The 13,836-nt window shown below is 48.3% G+C and carries 28 protein-coding genes; 15 read left to right on the top strand and 13 right to left on the bottom strand.

Translation table 11 applies throughout. The annotated features are described in order from the left end of the window. Window positions 1-121: 121 nt before the first annotated feature. The 13 genes from FOY93_RS04540 to FOY93_RS04480 all read right to left on the bottom strand — a co-directional run bounded on the left by FOY93_RS04540 (window position 122) and on the right by FOY93_RS04480 (window position 6,466). Window positions 122-496: a phage protein NinX family protein gene (locus FOY93_RS04540; RefSeq protein ID WP_143344693.1), complete on the bottom strand. Its 375-nt coding sequence runs from the start codon at window positions 494-496 to the stop codon at window positions 122-124. A gap of 1 nt (window position 497) precedes the next feature. Next, window positions 498-725, bottom strand: a complete 228-nt coding sequence (locus FOY93_RS04535) for a hypothetical protein (RefSeq protein ID WP_143344692.1) — start codon at window positions 723-725, stop codon at window positions 498-500. A gap of 199 nt (window positions 726-924) precedes the next feature. Continuing rightward, a complete protein-coding gene (locus FOY93_RS04525; protein WP_143344690.1) occupies window positions 925-1,347 on the bottom strand; it encodes a YbcN family protein in 423 nt (140 codons plus the stop codon). 2 nt (window positions 1,348-1,349) lie between these two features. Next, complete coding sequence (locus FOY93_RS04520; protein WP_143344689.1) at window positions 1,350-1,550, bottom strand: hypothetical protein; 201 nt, start codon at window positions 1,548-1,550, stop codon at window positions 1,350-1,352. 2 nt (window positions 1,551-1,552) lie between these two features. After that, window positions 1,553-1,846, bottom strand: coding sequence for a phiTE_015 family protein (locus FOY93_RS04515; RefSeq protein WP_143344688.1), 294 nt, complete (start codon window positions 1,844-1,846; stop codon window positions 1,553-1,555). An 11-nt stretch (window positions 1,847-1,857) separates the two neighbouring features. Then, a complete protein-coding gene (locus FOY93_RS04510) occupies window positions 1,858-2,055 on the bottom strand; it encodes a hypothetical protein (RefSeq protein ID WP_232057374.1) in 198 nt (65 codons plus the stop codon). Between the two features lie 17 nt (window positions 2,056-2,072). After that, on the bottom strand, window positions 2,073-2,393 hold the full coding sequence (locus FOY93_RS04505; protein ID WP_197737688.1) for a helix-turn-helix domain-containing protein: 321 nt from the start codon (window positions 2,391-2,393) through the stop codon (window positions 2,073-2,075). 227 nt (window positions 2,394-2,620) lie between these two features. Beyond that, window positions 2,621-2,812, bottom strand: coding sequence for a hypothetical protein (locus tag FOY93_RS04500; RefSeq protein ID WP_143344687.1), 192 nt, complete (start codon window positions 2,810-2,812; stop codon window positions 2,621-2,623). A 302-nt stretch (window positions 2,813-3,114) separates the two neighbouring features. Then, window positions 3,115-4,482, bottom strand: a complete 1,368-nt coding sequence (locus FOY93_RS04495) for a replicative DNA helicase (protein WP_143344686.1) — start codon at window positions 4,480-4,482, stop codon at window positions 3,115-3,117. Beyond that, the gene (locus tag FOY93_RS23510) at window positions 4,479-5,591 is read right to left on the bottom strand and encodes a replication protein (protein ID WP_232057373.1); all 1,113 of its coding nucleotides are present in this window, start codon (window positions 5,589-5,591) and stop codon (window positions 4,479-4,481) included. The genes FOY93_RS04495 and FOY93_RS23510 overlap by 4 nt, the downstream gene beginning before the upstream one ends. 40 nt (window positions 5,592-5,631) lie before the next feature. Then, window positions 5,632-5,790: a hypothetical protein gene (locus FOY93_RS23505; protein WP_045408365.1), complete on the bottom strand. Its 159-nt coding sequence runs from the start codon at window positions 5,788-5,790 to the stop codon at window positions 5,632-5,634. Window positions 5,791-5,834: 44 nt separating this feature from the next. Next, window positions 5,835-6,125 carry a CII family transcriptional regulator gene (locus tag FOY93_RS04485; protein ID WP_063428028.1) on the bottom strand — a complete coding sequence of 97 codons (291 nt, stop codon included), beginning with the start codon at window positions 6,123-6,125 and terminating at the stop codon, window positions 5,835-5,837. Window positions 6,126-6,235: 110 nt separating this feature from the next. Then, a complete protein-coding gene (locus FOY93_RS04480) occupies window positions 6,236-6,466 on the bottom strand; it encodes a transcriptional regulator (protein WP_143344685.1) in 231 nt (76 codons plus the stop codon). 107 nt (window positions 6,467-6,573) lie between these two features. Between FOY93_RS04480 and FOY93_RS04475 the strand changes: the two genes are divergently transcribed. The 15 genes from FOY93_RS04475 to FOY93_RS04410 all read left to right on the top strand — a co-directional run bounded on the left by FOY93_RS04475 (window position 6,574) and on the right by FOY93_RS04410 (window position 13,835). Beyond that, window positions 6,574-7,305: an XRE family transcriptional regulator gene (locus FOY93_RS04475; RefSeq protein WP_232057372.1), complete on the top strand. Its 732-nt coding sequence runs from the start codon at window positions 6,574-6,576 to the stop codon at window positions 7,303-7,305. A gap of 387 nt (window positions 7,306-7,692) precedes the next feature. Then, complete coding sequence (locus FOY93_RS24020; protein WP_143344684.1) at window positions 7,693-7,935, top strand: transcriptional antitermination N peptide; 243 nt, start codon at window positions 7,693-7,695, stop codon at window positions 7,933-7,935. A 203-nt stretch (window positions 7,936-8,138) separates the two neighbouring features. Next, the gene (locus tag FOY93_RS04465; protein WP_143344683.1) at window positions 8,139-8,489 is read left to right on the top strand and encodes an XkdD/Y8K6 family phage-associated protein; all 351 of its coding nucleotides are present in this window, start codon (window positions 8,139-8,141) and stop codon (window positions 8,487-8,489) included. Further along, complete coding sequence (locus tag FOY93_RS23500; protein WP_172621904.1) at window positions 8,489-8,665, top strand: DUF7167 family protein; 177 nt, start codon at window positions 8,489-8,491, stop codon at window positions 8,663-8,665. The genes FOY93_RS04465 and FOY93_RS23500 overlap by 1 nt, the downstream gene beginning before the upstream one ends. A gap of 203 nt (window positions 8,666-8,868) precedes the next feature. Continuing rightward, window positions 8,869-9,039, top strand: coding sequence for a hypothetical protein (locus tag FOY93_RS23495; RefSeq protein WP_172621903.1), 171 nt, complete (start codon window positions 8,869-8,871; stop codon window positions 9,037-9,039). Continuing rightward, window positions 9,036-9,479: a hypothetical protein gene (locus tag FOY93_RS23665; RefSeq protein WP_232057371.1), complete on the top strand. Its 444-nt coding sequence runs from the start codon at window positions 9,036-9,038 to the stop codon at window positions 9,477-9,479. The genes FOY93_RS23495 and FOY93_RS23665 overlap by 4 nt, the downstream gene beginning before the upstream one ends. 81 nt (window positions 9,480-9,560) lie before the next feature. Beyond that, window positions 9,561-9,869 carry a hypothetical protein gene (locus FOY93_RS04455; protein ID WP_143344682.1) on the top strand — a complete coding sequence of 103 codons (309 nt, stop codon included), beginning with the start codon at window positions 9,561-9,563 and terminating at the stop codon, window positions 9,867-9,869. Then, complete coding sequence (locus FOY93_RS04450; protein ID WP_143344681.1) at window positions 9,866-10,768, top strand: RecT family recombinase; 903 nt, start codon at window positions 9,866-9,868, stop codon at window positions 10,766-10,768. The genes FOY93_RS04455 and FOY93_RS04450 overlap by 4 nt, the downstream gene beginning before the upstream one ends. Then, window positions 10,752-11,234 (top strand): siphovirus Gp157 family protein, encoded by a 483-nt coding sequence (locus FOY93_RS04445; RefSeq protein ID WP_143344680.1) that lies wholly within the window; start codon window positions 10,752-10,754, stop codon window positions 11,232-11,234. Before FOY93_RS04450 ends, FOY93_RS04445 begins: the two co-directional genes overlap by 17 nt. Window positions 11,235-11,542: 308 nt before the next feature. Beyond that, complete coding sequence (locus tag FOY93_RS04435) at window positions 11,543-11,725, top strand: DUF2737 family protein (protein WP_143344678.1); 183 nt, start codon at window positions 11,543-11,545, stop codon at window positions 11,723-11,725. Further along, window positions 11,722-12,207: a hypothetical protein gene (locus FOY93_RS23660; protein ID WP_232057370.1), complete on the top strand. Its 486-nt coding sequence runs from the start codon at window positions 11,722-11,724 to the stop codon at window positions 12,205-12,207. The genes FOY93_RS04435 and FOY93_RS23660 overlap by 4 nt, the downstream gene beginning before the upstream one ends. A gap of 59 nt (window positions 12,208-12,266) precedes the next feature. After that, window positions 12,267-12,551, top strand: a complete 285-nt coding sequence (locus FOY93_RS04425; protein WP_232057390.1) for a DUF551 domain-containing protein — start codon at window positions 12,267-12,269, stop codon at window positions 12,549-12,551. Next, the gene (locus FOY93_RS04420; RefSeq protein WP_232057369.1) at window positions 12,548-12,826 is read left to right on the top strand and encodes a hypothetical protein; all 279 of its coding nucleotides are present in this window, start codon (window positions 12,548-12,550) and stop codon (window positions 12,824-12,826) included. The genes FOY93_RS04425 and FOY93_RS04420 overlap by 4 nt, the downstream gene beginning before the upstream one ends. Beyond that, window positions 12,823-13,245, top strand: a complete 423-nt coding sequence (locus FOY93_RS04415; RefSeq protein ID WP_143344676.1) for a hypothetical protein — start codon at window positions 12,823-12,825, stop codon at window positions 13,243-13,245. The genes FOY93_RS04420 and FOY93_RS04415 overlap by 4 nt, the downstream gene beginning before the upstream one ends. Then, window positions 13,242-13,835: a DUF551 domain-containing protein gene (locus tag FOY93_RS04410; RefSeq protein WP_143344675.1), complete on the top strand. Its 594-nt coding sequence runs from the start codon at window positions 13,242-13,244 to the stop codon at window positions 13,833-13,835. Before FOY93_RS04415 ends, FOY93_RS04410 begins: the two co-directional genes overlap by 4 nt. Window position 13,836 lies beyond the last annotated feature (1 nt).

Here is a 13,836-nt window from a genome sequence, read left to right as displayed (position 1 = left end):
CATCTTCAGATCGCATTCATTGCAGACATGCGTCTCGTCTTTTTTGAGCGCTTTATTGCAACGCGCACAGCACAACGTTCGACGTATGCTCTGCTGCTCGTAGGATTGGGCTTCTGATTGGCTAAGCATGGTTGGCTTCCTGCATCATGAGGAAGACAATCATGGCGGCGCGGAGAGGGTTTCCAGCTAAAGCGTGAAGGCACTCATCATATTGCTCATTAATAAAGGCGAATGAGTCATTGGTAGCCCGCGGGAAGCAGTTCTTATCATTGATTATTGTTATTCCATTACTCTCAATAATCGGCCATGCGTCTGCCGGGCTATGGCATGGGTCGAAAACTTTCCAGCCAAGACATATTCCCTTGAACTCACCACAATCTGCATATTCATGGATAACAGCATTTCCATCTGATGCGATAATTGAGAGACCATCTTTGCTGACTATTTTTCCCACCATTGCGTTAATTTCTTGGTCTGATAACTGTGAATAGTCCATATCAATGCAACCTCGCTGCTGTGGTTTCTTCGGGTTCCTGTAACTGGATAATCATGTCGGCATCTTCGAACTGGTACTTGTAGGCCTGCCCTTCATGGCCTTCTAACCGTCCTTGTACGAATCCATACATCCAGCTCATCATCATCTGAACTGCATCAACGCCGTCACCTTCCATATCTTCGAGAAGGTCAGCGAGTCGGTCTGCGTAGTCATCGTCTAAGCTACTCATAGCTAACTCCACATTCTGGATTGATACTGACTCCTACCCTTCGGCTCGCTGGCGTACTCTGGAAGCAATGCGGAAACCACCCATAACCGTGGGTCTGCGCTTAGCGTTCGTTGAGTTTTTACGTTGCGGGATTGGTAGGCGGTGATTAACTGAGTTGCTTCTTCGTTGGTGAGGTCGTGATGGTGAAACCAGGAATATTTCATTCATCCTGCCTTCGTTGTAGTTCCCGATACTCGCAACATTCGGGGATGGTTAAACGCAATCCCTTCTGATGCGCCCACTGGTCAATATCTGTCAGGTATTTGTGCATCTCTCCGATATCCAGCCTGCGCGTTGACTTGACATAGCGCGTCATACCGAACATGGTTACTGGCTTTGCCGGGCAAAACATATCTTTCAGCCACTCGTGAACTTCCTCATCGCTGAAGCGATCGACACCAGTAGCAGATAGTTGCTCTGCTATTTCAGTGTTCCATTTCCACATGAGGCTGTTTTGAGGTAGCGACCGCTTTTCACGGTACTCTGATATTTTGATGCGCCAGCGCTTGCCGGTAGAGAGTATTTCTTTGAGGACTGACCAGAACTGTGACTTATTGGTTTCGTGCAGAATAAACTCCTGCATACTCATCCCTCAAGTGATGCGACCTTAAGCTGATGCTCGATAGCCTGTCTTAACAACTGGGCCTGATAGAAGGCCTTCTCTGACATTTCACTTCCATCTGTGGTGATAGCCAAGAATTGCTGTCCCATATTTACGACATTAAGTAGCGCGTCACAAAGATGTCGGTATTGTCTACGTGTTAAAGTTACTGTCTTCTCGCTCATACTCACTCCTTCACTTTGATTCCAGCTGCGCTGAGGATGTCAGCGACTTCACTCATCGCAGCGTCATGCAATTCCTTTTCTGATTCGCTATAGCAGCATGAGCATGCTTCAGGAAGCTCAATCTCGATAGCTGCGCGAGATGCCTGCCATGCCTCCCATCGCCACTGGAACTCTTCATCATCTTCTATGGAGTATCCTTCACCATCACGCCAGAAATCCCATCCATGGCGAGGTGGTTGCCCATTGTGGCAATTAACTTCCCACCATCTCTCGAAAGCCTTTCTTGATTCGTCCATATTCCTCTCCATCAATGAACCTGCTCGCCAATTGTCATCTTTACGCGCATCGTTCCATCATCCCACTCGTGAAGCATCTCCGTCTTTCCTACGCTATCCAGATAACCGCGTACAAAGCTGAGACAATAGTTAACGCGGTCTTCACCCGCTGCGTGTACTGCCATCATTGCTTCCTGAAATAATTTGTCTGCTTTCTTCTTGTTCATCATTCCTCTCCATCAGCTGGCTAAACTACTGCCTTTTTGATTGTCATTTCTATTGGGCTTTCCGTGTTGTGCGGTCTGAATGTCACATCAACTACAAAGCCGATTTTGCAGAGCATCTCCAAAAGCATGTCTATCGAGAACTTTGATACATAGCCATGAAGCAAGTTGCTAACTCTTGGCTGGCTGACTCCAAGCCTTTTTGCAGCAACAACCTGTGTCCATCCTTCCTGCCTGATTAGCTGAGTTATCGTGATAATCAGCTTTGACTTAAGCGATGCCATGGTCAGCTCAACCGGATCATTGATAATCAAGCTAAAAGGTTCGTTTGTTGTTTTCATCATCCCTCTCCATCAGCGTGCTGGGGTGTTAGATTTTGGTAGTTGTTGCCTATCAATTTCCATTGGCCGTGTGCAATGCGTAGAGGATTTGGATTCACACGACCGTTCCGTATTGGATAGGCAAAAGGCCATATGTCGACGATAAAGAACCTATCTGTTCTCTCGCTGCGGATTAACTGTCCGGACTTAAACACTTCGCACCTCTCTTAATGATTTGTTAATAAATGCAGTCACAGTTTCACCCAGCCCTTGCCGCGAATGTTTGCAACTAGCGATTTCTTTTTCAGGTGCTGCATGCGCCTGTCAATTACGTTTATATCTTTCACCTCATCCCGGAATTTAAGCCAAATATCGAAAACGGGCGTTGGTTGATTGGAAAGAATGGAAATGATGTTATTGTCTAACGTTTCGAACCTGCTCACGCTCGAACCTCTTTAAGTTTTTGGTTGATAAATGCAGTCAGTGGGTTAGGTAAATCGTGGTCCGGAATCGGATCACCTCGCTCATTGCGAATAACCACTTTGTCTGACTTGTAATACTGATAGTGCTTTGGTCTGCCCTCTCTGCTGAGCACCTGACTTCTTACCAACTGAAAAAGAGCCGAGGTTACTGAGCATCGGGGGATTCTGGTGTTCTGGATTATTTCGGGACAGGTGCATCCGGGGTGTTCTGTGACGTATTTCTCGATGGTTTCAAGCTGAAATTTTGGCCTCATGATTTACTCCTAACACTCGTATTCATCCTGATAGCTGCGCAACTCGTTCTGCACGAATGCGTATGGGTCAAGACCAGAGTGTTTGTTGCTGAAGTAGTAGGTTTTCTCTGCGCCAGGGGCGTGTCGTGATTTGGTGCAGATGATTTCGGTTACGCCTTTAAGCTCTGTTTGTGGGTTGTATTTCTCATCGCGGTAGACCATAAAAATTACGTCGGCCTCCTGCTCGATAACACCAGACTCTCGCAGGTCAGAGTTAAGCGGTCGTTTGTTCGCGCGCTCCTCACACTTACGGCTCAACTGGGACAATGCGATAACCGGGCAGCGCAATTCCTTTGCAAGGTTCTTCAGGCCGGTAGCGATCTCACCAACTGACTGATTCATGTTTTCTGGGTTTGTCATCTTCATCTTTTGCAGATAGTCGACGACAATAACGCCAAGTCCACCAAGCTTTTTGTGCATCCTGCGAGCTTCAGCGCGTAACTGGTGAATGCTCAGGGATGTTTTGTCGTTGATGTGGATTGGTGCGGTTCCGAATTCTTCCAGGCACTTTCCAACCTTTGCCCATTCGGTATCCTGATTCTTGCCATTCTTGCCAAGCAACCCCTCTTTGCTGACCCCGGCGCGGTGGAACGCGATGCGCTGAGAAATCTGCTCGATAGGCATTTCAAGACTGAAGAACATCACAGGCTTCTTGCTTTTCAGTGCCACCGTTTCAGTAACCGTGGTGCTGAACATTGTCTTACCAGTACCAGGGCGACCGCCTACAACGATGAAATCCGTGTTGTTGAATCCACCAAACGCCTTGTCGATATCTGTTAGCCCAAGCTCTGTCCGGTGTTTCCAGATGTCGCCATTGATGATTGACTCAACCTCGTCAATTGCGATTTCAATTCCGTCTAGTATGTGACGCGTACCTGACTCGCTGAATGCCTCAATCCCTCCAATGCTGGTCTGGATATTGCCGATGATGTCTTGCACGCTGTCGGTAGTGGGCTCAGAAAGCTTTTGAATCCCTTCCTGCAGCATCTGAATCATCATGCGACCAGATGTGAACTCTTTTAGCTTCTGAACGTACACAGGCAGATTACGAAGCGATGGAATGTCTTTCGTGGTTTCCGCCAGGTATGCGAATCCGCCTACCTTGTCGAGCTCTCCGCGAGCTTCAATGTCTGAGGTGACAGTCAGCAGGTCGACTGGAGACCCGATTGAGTTTAGCTTCTTCAGCGTGCTTAATACGACCTTGTGCGCATACACGGTAAAATCGCTTTCGCTCAGCCCTTCAATGGCATCCTGAGCTGCATCAGCGAATTCATCCCTCCCAAGCATGATTGAGCCCAGAACGTTGCGCTCGATGTATGAATCTACAAACCTGCTCATGCAGTAACTCCTTTACGCTGCTTGTGCTCGTTGATGGCCTGCTCGTACACCGAGCCCCAGTTTTTCGGGTTAAGTATCCAGTCCAGTGTTAACCAGGGCTGATCGCCTTTTGTCGTGAACAGGGATGATTTGCCTATCAGGTCGAATGCCATGCCCATGTGCCGCAACTCACGCCAGTTTCCTTGTGAGGTCTTACCGTTCCAGACAGCTTCCAGATCTCGATGCGCAGGACGGCGACGATTCCATTCGTGAGGTGATACTGCTTTGGTCGGGAATTTCTCGTTCCACAGAGCAATGATTTCTGCATGAGGACAGGCTGCTGGATTACTTCCCTGCCCATCAGCCCACACCAGTGCATCTGACAGGTAGCCATCAAAGCGAGTCATGGTGCAGATGTTGTTTGGCTTTGGCGCTGTCTTGCGCTTTGTCCAGCACGTTACAGCCCATTTGATTACCAGCTTAAGCTCATCAACGGAGTAACAAACCCCTTTGGCTTTCACAGTGCTAAGGGCTTTCACAAACGCTTCAGGCGATGAGCATTTAGCCCCTGCCAGAACGTTGTAATAATCCAGACAATCAAGAGCGAGAGCTTCCACCCCCTCTGGGGGATTAAGGGGGGTTTTATTATTCTTGTTAAGTACCTTCTTGTTCTGTTCGACGGATGGTTCGACGACCCCCTCGACGGCTACAAGCTTCAAAGCCGCTCCATTACTGGATTTAGGTTCGACGGATGGCACGACGGAAGGTTCGACGCCTGAAATGCCCTGATATTCGCAGTAATTTGTGATGGAAATTACTAATCCAAAAGGGTTTCCTTCCTTGGTGATCATGTTTTCCTTGCAGAAAAAATTGAGCATTCTCTCAACCGCTTTAGGGCTCTTTTCCTTCCCATCCTGATCGCGAAGTTTTCTTGCCAGAACCGTAGTGGTTGTTACCAGTTGACCGGCTTCCAGCTTCCACTCTCTTCCTGCAAATTCGTTAATTCCAGGCTTGTAACGAGCTTCACCAAGCAGGCGGACCCACAATGCAAGCTTGGCCGTATCTTTCGACCATGGAGCATTGAGGGCGCTCCTGAACATGGCAAAGTGACCTTGCTTTCTGTTGTCCAAGTGAGAGCTCCTGGAAGACATCTCTTCCGTTCGTACTAACTTAACGACGCCCATTCTTCACTCCTGCTTTGGCTAGTCTGTAAACGCCAATAAGACGCTCTGCGAACGCCCGGTTATTGGCTGCTGTATTCACTAATCCTTCAGGTGAATCAGGGTGTCGAATCTCTTCTTTTTCCTGGTACTTTTTACGCTTTCGCATTAAAATATCTCCTGTAGTTAGTGTTGTTGACGTAACACAGTGACTCAAAAATCCAATGTGATTTGCTCTAAACGCTCAGTTACCGCTGGGCGTTTTTTGCTTTCTGGCATCACAGCTGCAATAGCCTGTCTTGCCACTTCACGAATCAGGCTTGTCTCCCAGACTTTCTCCAGAAGAACGAAAGTCACGGCCATATCGTGGATGTTTAATCGACTCACCTTTGAATCAGCCCATCCCGCCATCTTTGCGAAATTTGTCTGACCCATTGAAACGAGTCGGGCACGAAGCTCTGTTTCCACTTCGCGTACCTTTTTGCTGTCTTTTGCAAGCTCCATAAAATATTATTTTCCTTAGTTAAATAGTTAGTTACGCATCGGTCGATGCGTTGGTTGTAGGGACGAAACATCCCTGGCCTGATTGTGTAAAGAGCGGTACTTCTTACTGCTTAAGCTGCCTTGTTCGGATGTGGGAACAAGTCAGATAAATCAGGGCGGACCAGGTAAGCAGGGACATCTCCATTGGTAGCCATTTCGATGCGCTTGGCATTTTCTGCGGATACCTTTTTCTTCCCGTGCAACCAAGCCCATACAGACGGCTGCTTAACTCCACAGGCATCAGCGAGCTTCTGCTGACTTCCTACTGAGTCAATAGCCGATTTAATAGCTTTGTTGACCATAAAATAGCTCCTGCTGTGTTTTCAATTACCATAATAGCCAAAGCTATTCAGAAAGTAAATAGCTTTGGGTATTTGACTAGAAATAGCTTAGGCTATAGGTTGTTGGCATGAAACTAGATACTCTCGCTCAAAGACTCACATACGCTATGGAGCAGGCAGGCTATACGCAGGCCTCGCTTGGTGACGCCGTTGGCATGGCTCAACCAAGTGTCTGGAAGTTAACCTCAGGGAAGACACGCAATACGCGCAAACTTTTTGAAATTTCGAAAGTGCTTGGAGTTCGACCGGAATGGCTTTCTGATGGTACGGAACCTATGCGTGATGAAGGTGCTGTGCCTTCTAATCCAAAGTCTTCTATTCCTCATGAAAGTACATGGGGGTCTTTGGAACCATGGGATGAAAGCACACCTTTAAGGGGGGATGAGGTTGAAATTCCTTACCTGAAGGACATTGAATTTGCATGTGGAGATGGCCGAGTGATTGATGAGGATCACAATGGCTTCATGTTGCGTTTTTCTAAATCAACCCTTCGTAGAGTTGGAGCGAACAGTGACGGAAGTGGTGTTATTTGCTTCCCAGCTCGCGGTAACAGCATGGAGCCAAACATACCAGATGGCACGACAGTAGCTGTTAATACTAACGACAAAAAAATAGTGGATGGGAAAATCTACGCCATTAACGAGAATGGCTGGAAGCGCATCAAGATTCTCTTCCGCTCAGGACCGGAGAAGATAAGCATCAGAAGTTTCAATTCCTCTGAATACCCACAAGAAGAAAAGAACCTTAGCGATATTGAGATCATCGGAAGGATTTTCTGGTGGTCTGTCGTCGACTACTAACACACACAAAACCTACCAAACCCGCTTCGGCGGGTTTTTTATTGCCTGAAATCCGCAAAATATCACTTTCCAGTAAAAATAAATTCCTTTAGATATCAAACACAAAATACCTAAAGCAATTAAATTATACCTTTAGCTATTTACAGTAATAATAGCTTTGGATATAGTTAGTCCATCAGCAGGACGCTGGTAGCCAAACGGAACTGATTGGCAGCTCTTTAACAAGATGACATGGGGATGATTCGTCCCCGCCAAAGGAAGTTGCTTTGGAATGAATGCAACGATGGGTGGATTGCAGAAGACGCTCACCGGCCTAGGTAAATCAACTCTGCTAAGTCTGATGAGAACTAGGTGCATTCATCTCAAAGCAACCACTGGAGGTATCCAATGAAAGCCAGAGAGATTCGTAAACTCGAACGTGCTCGTCAGCACAAAGAGATGAAAGCCTACTGTAAAAAGATTGACCGTGCATTTTCACGGCTGTCGGAAGGCTGTAGTGAGCGTGTGACACGTGCCGTTTCGCATGCTGTTGCGCGTCAGAAGGAAGTTGAAGGTGGAGCAGTGTGTCTGCCTGAGGTTGCGCTTTTCGCAGCTGGTCATCGTAAGTCTAATAACGTTACAGCGAGGTAGCTATGAATATCGCGATTAAGTTTGCTCAAGAATGCGACGCAGAATATGAGCGTTACCGCAGTAAGTGCCGTAGTACTGTTCGCGGTGATGGGGTTCATGACCTTTGGGTGAAGCTCGCATGGATTAATCGTTGCGATAAGCGCAAATGGTTACGTGAGGCCGCATAGTCGGCCTTCTTTTGGCAGCAAGCCACAGAGGTGAATATGAAAGAGTTTAAGGGTACGCCTGGGCCGTGGAGATTCGATGAGCAAACAACATTATCGGGCGGTCAGGTGTTTTATATAGCGCAAGATGATAATGCCAAATACACACCAAATTATTCTGATGTATCGCAAACATGCAGTGGCGAGCTTAAACATATCCAGAAGGCAAACGCTCAACTGATAGCAGCAGCTCCTGATTTGCTCGAAGCTCTGCAGGGTTATATGTCAGCTGTAAGCGAAATGAATGAAGCAATGAAAGACGGATACAACGTGCAGGGTGCAATGTCAGCACTAATTGGCTGGGAAGACATGGCTCGCGCAGCCATCAGCAAGGCTCTGGGGGAGGAGTGATGAAAACAGTAAGAGTGACAATTGAAACTTCGTGGGTTGGCGCTAACGAGGTTGTAGACATCGAAGTCGATGATGATGCAACGGAAGAGGAAATTGCAGACGCAGCTCACGAAGAGTTTCTGAATTATTGCGGATATGGATATCACGTAGTTGGTGATGAAGAGGACGACGAATAGCAGCTGATAGCTAATTCTCTGAGTTAGCTATTGGGTGTAATACCGCACCACATCATCTAAAGGAGACGATAGATGATGTTCTGAATAGATACCCCTAGTTGTCATCTTTGCCCTCCACTGTGAGGGCATTTTTTTACCTGCATATCCATAGCACTTCATTCGAGGTGTTTTCGCTATGCCAATCAATTTAAAAGGAGCACACCATGCAACAGTTCGCTATTGCAGGGGCGGCATCGGTTCGCCCTTTCGACCCTATTTTATCTGTCCAGCATTCACGCCAGAACATCATCACCGGAGCAGACTTCAAGCAGCCTCGCGTTAAGAGCCTGCTGGAGCGTCTGGTTGAGTTTCTGAATCAGAAGGTGCAGCCATGAATAATCCAACCTACGAAGAACTTCAATTTAGATGTGAATCGTTGGCATCGGACAAAGAAAAGCTGGTTAATTGCATTCACGAAATTATCGGCATTATTTCGAATGCAGATAACGATTATTGCATGTGCGGAGACTTAATTGAGAGTCACGTAATCGGTGGTTGCGGACATCCCACAGGTTCATTCGATTATCACTTTGAAAAGTGGCTTGAGGCAGTGAAAACCATCATTGAAGCACCTTCAGCAAATGATTCTGACGAGCGTGATGAATTTGAGAAATCAGTAATGAGCGAGGTTTGCATTTCAAAAGAAACGCTAGTTAGCATGCGCACTACTGATGGCTACAGAAACTCAACACTATCAGGTCGAGATTACAACCATATGTGGCTTGAGTGGAAAAGAAAACAAGCCAAAGCCGCCGATGTGAGCGAATCGAAATGAGCATTGCAGATACCTGGTCAGAAGATGCCTTTGTCCGCCTTATGCAGGACATGTTGAAACAGCAGAAAGAGGATGCAGAAGATGCGCCTGACGATGACAGACAAAACAGAGATTAAGCAAATCATCGCGAGCTTTAACGACGATGACAATGCAGCGATTGATAAGCAAGTTGAGATGCTGTGCGCGAACATGCGGCCGGTGCTCAACATGCTGGAATCACATAGGCCTGACGACCACACGAAAGCAGCTGTGGAATGGCTTGGCGAAGACGACTGCAATTATCAGGAGTTCGCCACTGAGGTTATGTGGGACATTTTCAGGCCGCGCGTAGAGGTTGAGTATGCGATTGGCATATTCCTGCGCCGTCATACTTTCGAGGATGCAGCATGAGCAATATCGTTGATTTCGTTAAGCAGCAGGAACCGCTATTCTGCGGTGCATTAACCGAACAGACAGTTACATGGGCTAAGGAAAGTCAGTTCGCAATCCAGTACTTCCAGAAGAATGACTTCCTAGCAAAAACCGCCCTATCCAACCCTACCAGTGCACAGAACGCGATCATCAACGTGGCAGCCATTGGAATCACGCTGAACCCGGCAAGCAAGCTGGCTTACCTGGTTCCGCGCGACGGTATGGTGTGCCTAGATATCAGCTACATGGGATTGCTGCATCTGGCGCAGTCTACAGGCTCCATTAAGTGGGGTCAGTGCAAACTGGTGTACTCAGCTGACACTTACGAATCAAACGGCCTTGATAGCGCTCCTACGCACAAATACAACGCTTTTGGTGAGCGTGGCGAGGTTGTCGGTGGTTACTGCACGGTTAAGACTGCTGATGGTGACTACCTGACGGAGGAAATGAGCCTGGCAGAAATTAAAACGGTTGAAGCTACCAGTAAGGCAAAGAACGGTCCGTGGAAAACGTTCTGGGAAGAAATGGCGCGTAAGACCATCGTTAAGCGTGCCAGCAAATACTGGCCTAAGGCACAGCGTCTGGATAACGCGATTCACCTGCTAAATGAAGATGAAGGGATGCATCAGGAACCAGTGATGCCGCATAAGTCAGAGGAAGATATCCGTGAGGATGAGCGCAAACGCCAGCAGGAAATCATCGAGCACGTTCAGACGCTTTGCGATGACATGGCTCATGCTGAAACTATGGATGACCTTAAGCGCATCTTCGCTGAAGCGTATAAACGCACTGCAGGAATGAAGCTGCAGCAGAACGTTCAGGCCATCTATGCAGAGTGCAAGGCAAAGCTGGAGGTAACCAGTGAGCAAACTGTATGAGATTGCCAACGATTACGCCCGGCTGATGGATGCTGACTTTGAAGCAGACGAGATAGCCGACACGCTGGAAGGAATGGAAGGCGAGCTTACAGATAAGATAGAGCAGTTGTTGGCTATCTGTAAGAACGAAACCGGATATGCAGAGCGCCTCAAGGAAGAGGCTAAGGCACTCAATGAACGCGCGGCCGTAATCAACAACAAGGTCGATAACATCATGACCTACATCGCTAATTCGCTTGAGATGATTGGTAAGAAAAAGATTCGCGCAGGCATACATCAGGTAACTGTACGAGCGCCAGTCGAGTCGGTAGAAATCACAGATGAAGGCTCCCTTCCACCTGAGTACGTTGAATACGTAACCACAGTTAAGGCCGACAAGTTAGCTATCAAGCATCAACTCAAGGCCGGTAATGCTATTCCTGGCGCATCACTCAAGCTCGGTAAGCCAACTCTTCTCATCAAATAACCAATGCGAAAACTAAACGTCACTCCTGAAGAAATGAAGGCGGTGTGCGGCCGTATGGTCGCGCCCCGCGCAGCTGACCATCTCGGACTTACGTTAGCCCAATTCTATTACCTCGCTCAGAAGTATTCGTTATCTACAGCCTGCACACAGAGGGCATGGAGCCATCAAGACGAAGAGACGCTAGCCGCTCTCTACCGTCAAGGCTACCTGCAAAAGGACATCGCCGAAATGATGGGCAGAGGTTACACGGCTGTCAGGTCAAGAGTTACAAGGCTTCGCAAGCGAGACATGAACATGAGGAAAGCAGCATGATCGGAAATTACTACGACCCTTTCATCACTCCCAATGAGTTAATCGCCGGACACCGCTTCAAACCCATCAACGATATCCCACGCGAAGAAATGCTGAAGCGTGACTCATTCGGGAATGCAGAACGTCTCAACAACAATCGATACCTGACAGCGTTGTTAAACCAGAGGGCGACGAAATGAGCGTGAAACGTTATAGCGTTGGTGTTGATGGCGTAGACCCAAATGGGAATCTTGTTAAATACACAGACTACGCCGCACTTGAAGCCAGATGCATGAAGCTGGCTGCGGAGAATGCGGGGCTGAAGTCGGCCATTGAATACTGCATCAATCCCGACAATCAGCCTGAATACCATGACCAGGGTATGGGATGTGGAGTTGAAGACCACGGCTACCAGCGTGACGGTTATTCGGCTTGTTACTACGGATGGGAGTCGGCAATGGAGCGCGTCTACTCAGAGGTTATTCCAGACACCATTCCAGAAACCCCAGCTACCGACGATTTCCTGGCTGAAGTGCGGGCGCAGGGTGTGGAGATGTTTGCTTCAAAGTGCAAAGAAGAGTCGAAGCGTGCCCACTCTTCAGACGCCAGGGATTCCTGGTGGGTATCGGGTGAAAACGCTGACGACTTCGCCAGCCAGCTTCGCAAAGGAGTGCAGTCATGAGCAAAGTAACTTTCGTCGTTGAGTTTGAGGATGGTAAAGAGCCAGCAGTAAACGCTGGTATGACAATCTTTGGTGGAAAGCTAGCGGCTGTCTCATGGAGCGACGCGCTGGAAGAAAAAGTATTCTCCGTGCATGAAAGCCTTCCGTCACCTAACGACACGGTTCTGCTATTCGATTCATACGGCGAAGGATGGCTGATAGGTTGGCGTTCAATGTGGATGGCTTTCGGGCAGAAAGAGACTGGAAGTTGGCAATGGACTTTCCAGAACAGTGATATCGATATCGACGATGTTGTTATCACTCATTGGGCTCCAATGCCAGAGGAACCGGAGGCCGCCCAATGAGCAACATCGACAAACAGGCGTTAAATCAAGAAAAAATTGAATGGCTCAATAAATTAGCTGATATGGAGTATTGCAAAAGCAATCCTGGGCATTGGCTGATGAGCTTGAAGGATACAAACATGCTTGCGAAATTGGCTCTGCGCTCAGTGGCGCTGCTGGATGAGCTGGAAGCCAAAGACCAGCAGATTGCAGATTTGAAGGAAGCGTTCCGAATTGCATTATCTGCTGCTGGCATCGATGCCCCCGCCGCAGCCGGTAAAGGAGAGGTATCATGAGCACTATTACCAAACAATGGCTGCAGCAGAAAATTGCCGAAATGGAAGCTGCCCGCGATGAAATCCCGTACGGCCTGGACGAAGACGACAGCAACACGCTGGCTGCCCTGCGTATCGCGCTGGCATCGCTCGAAGCGGAGCCTGTATCGGTTACCGATGATATGGCTTACGCATTCCATCATGCGCTGTCAGATTCATCGTTAGGTGCTGATGAGGTCGAAGAAATTAAGGCTGGGTTGCGTGCTGCATTCGCTAATGTCACCGCCCCTCCAGCGCCGGTATCAGTGCCAGACGCGTTAGCCGGAAAGAGCTTTAACTATATTGCCAACAAATTCCAGGTTTCCACATCAGAGGCGCAGTGGATTCTTGTTGGATGGAACGCCTGCCGCGCCGCCATGCTTAATGGAGATAAATCATGAAGCTATTACCTTGCCCATTTTGCGGCGGTGAAGCAGAAGAAGACGGCGGCATGTTCTTTGAATTCTACGGCCATGAGCGCCAAGACTATTCTATAGCCTGCAAAAAATGTAGAGCAGAGGTGCGTTGCGATGTTGGCGAGCATGAAGGGGCGGATGCTCCATGCTCATGCCACCATGACACAAGGAAAATATGCGAAGAGAAATGGAACCGCCGCGCCACCATGCTTCAGGGAGCCGATGGTACCCTCACCAATGAAGGTACCATACCAGACAACACGTCATGCAAGTTGCGCGATGCGGTGGATGCCATTCGCAACTCAGGTATAGCAATTGACGGTGAGAAGATTCTGGCAGAGCGTGATGCTCTCAACTCTCCGGTGATTCCGGATGGTTGGGTGGCTTGCAGTGAGCGGATGCCGGATGAAGGGAGCAAGGTCATTGTTTTCCGTCCTCGCGCCGAAGAATCAAATGACCCACCAGTAAAAACGGCAACCTACAAGGGAGGGCGTGAGTATTATCACGGATTCGACTGTTATTGCGAGCCTACCCACTGGATGCCACTGCCAGCAGCACCGCAGAAGGAGGTGTGAC

It is taken from the genome of Enterobacter sp. 18A13 (assembly GCF_007035975.1).
Taxonomy (GTDB): Bacteria; Pseudomonadota; Gammaproteobacteria; order Enterobacterales; family Enterobacteriaceae; genus Enterobacter; species Enterobacter vonholyi.
The sequence above is the reverse complement of the archived record's forward strand: the minus strand, read 5'-3'. Positions and strand labels throughout refer to the sequence as shown.

Bases quoted from the DNA above. Each gene is read 5' to 3' on its own strand.
- FOY93_RS04540 (WP_143344693.1), bottom strand. From the start codon at position 496: ATGGACTATTCACAGTTATCAGACCAAGAAATTAACGCAATGGTGGGA.
- FOY93_RS04535 (WP_143344692.1), bottom strand. From the start codon at position 725: ATGAGTAGCTTAGACGATGACTACGCAGACCGACTCGCTGACCTTCTC.
- FOY93_RS04525 (WP_143344690.1), bottom strand. From the start codon at position 1,347: ATGCAGGAGTTTATTCTGCACGAAACCAATAAGTCACAGTTCTGGTCA.
- FOY93_RS04520 (WP_143344689.1), bottom strand. From the start codon at position 1,550: ATGAGCGAGAAGACAGTAACTTTAACACGTAGACAATACCGACATCTT.
- FOY93_RS04515 (WP_143344688.1), bottom strand. From the start codon at position 1,846: ATGGACGAATCAAGAAAGGCTTTCGAGAGATGGTGGGAAGTTAATTGC.
- FOY93_RS04510 (WP_232057374.1), bottom strand. From the start codon at position 2,055: ATGATGAACAAGAAGAAAGCAGACAAATTATTTCAGGAAGCAATGATG.
- FOY93_RS04505 (WP_197737688.1), bottom strand. From the start codon at position 2,393: ATGATGAAAACAACAAACGAACCTTTTAGCTTGATTATCAATGATCCG.
- FOY93_RS04495 (WP_143344686.1), bottom strand. From the start codon at position 4,482: ATGAGCAGGTTTGTAGATTCATACATCGAGCGCAACGTTCTGGGCTCA.
- FOY93_RS23505 (WP_045408365.1), bottom strand. From the start codon at position 5,790: ATGCGAAAGCGTAAAAAGTACCAGGAAAAAGAAGAGATTCGACACCCT.
- FOY93_RS04485 (WP_063428028.1), bottom strand. From the start codon at position 6,125: ATGGAGCTTGCAAAAGACAGCAAAAAGGTACGCGAAGTGGAAACAGAG.
- FOY93_RS04480 (WP_143344685.1), bottom strand. From the start codon at position 6,466: ATGGTCAACAAAGCTATTAAATCGGCTATTGACTCAGTAGGAAGTCAG.
- FOY93_RS04475 (WP_232057372.1), top strand. From the start codon at position 6,574: ATGAAACTAGATACTCTCGCTCAAAGACTCACATACGCTATGGAGCAG.
- FOY93_RS24020 (WP_143344684.1), top strand. From the start codon at position 7,693: ATGAAAGCCAGAGAGATTCGTAAACTCGAACGTGCTCGTCAGCACAAA.
- FOY93_RS04465 (WP_143344683.1), top strand. From the start codon at position 8,139: ATGAAAGAGTTTAAGGGTACGCCTGGGCCGTGGAGATTCGATGAGCAA.
- FOY93_RS23500 (WP_172621904.1), top strand. From the start codon at position 8,489: ATGAAAACAGTAAGAGTGACAATTGAAACTTCGTGGGTTGGCGCTAAC.
- FOY93_RS23495 (WP_172621903.1), top strand. From the start codon at position 8,869: ATGCAACAGTTCGCTATTGCAGGGGCGGCATCGGTTCGCCCTTTCGAC.
- FOY93_RS23665 (WP_232057371.1), top strand. From the start codon at position 9,036: ATGAATAATCCAACCTACGAAGAACTTCAATTTAGATGTGAATCGTTG.
- FOY93_RS04455 (WP_143344682.1), top strand. From the start codon at position 9,561: ATGCGCCTGACGATGACAGACAAAACAGAGATTAAGCAAATCATCGCG.
- FOY93_RS04450 (WP_143344681.1), top strand. From the start codon at position 9,866: ATGAGCAATATCGTTGATTTCGTTAAGCAGCAGGAACCGCTATTCTGC.
- FOY93_RS04435 (WP_143344678.1), top strand. From the start codon at position 11,543: ATGATCGGAAATTACTACGACCCTTTCATCACTCCCAATGAGTTAATC.
- FOY93_RS23660 (WP_232057370.1), top strand. From the start codon at position 11,722: ATGAGCGTGAAACGTTATAGCGTTGGTGTTGATGGCGTAGACCCAAAT.
- FOY93_RS04425 (WP_232057390.1), top strand. From the start codon at position 12,267: ATGACAATCTTTGGTGGAAAGCTAGCGGCTGTCTCATGGAGCGACGCG.
- FOY93_RS04420 (WP_232057369.1), top strand. From the start codon at position 12,548: ATGAGCAACATCGACAAACAGGCGTTAAATCAAGAAAAAATTGAATGG.
- FOY93_RS04415 (WP_143344676.1), top strand. From the start codon at position 12,823: ATGAGCACTATTACCAAACAATGGCTGCAGCAGAAAATTGCCGAAATG.
- FOY93_RS04410 (WP_143344675.1), top strand. From the start codon at position 13,242: ATGAAGCTATTACCTTGCCCATTTTGCGGCGGTGAAGCAGAAGAAGAC.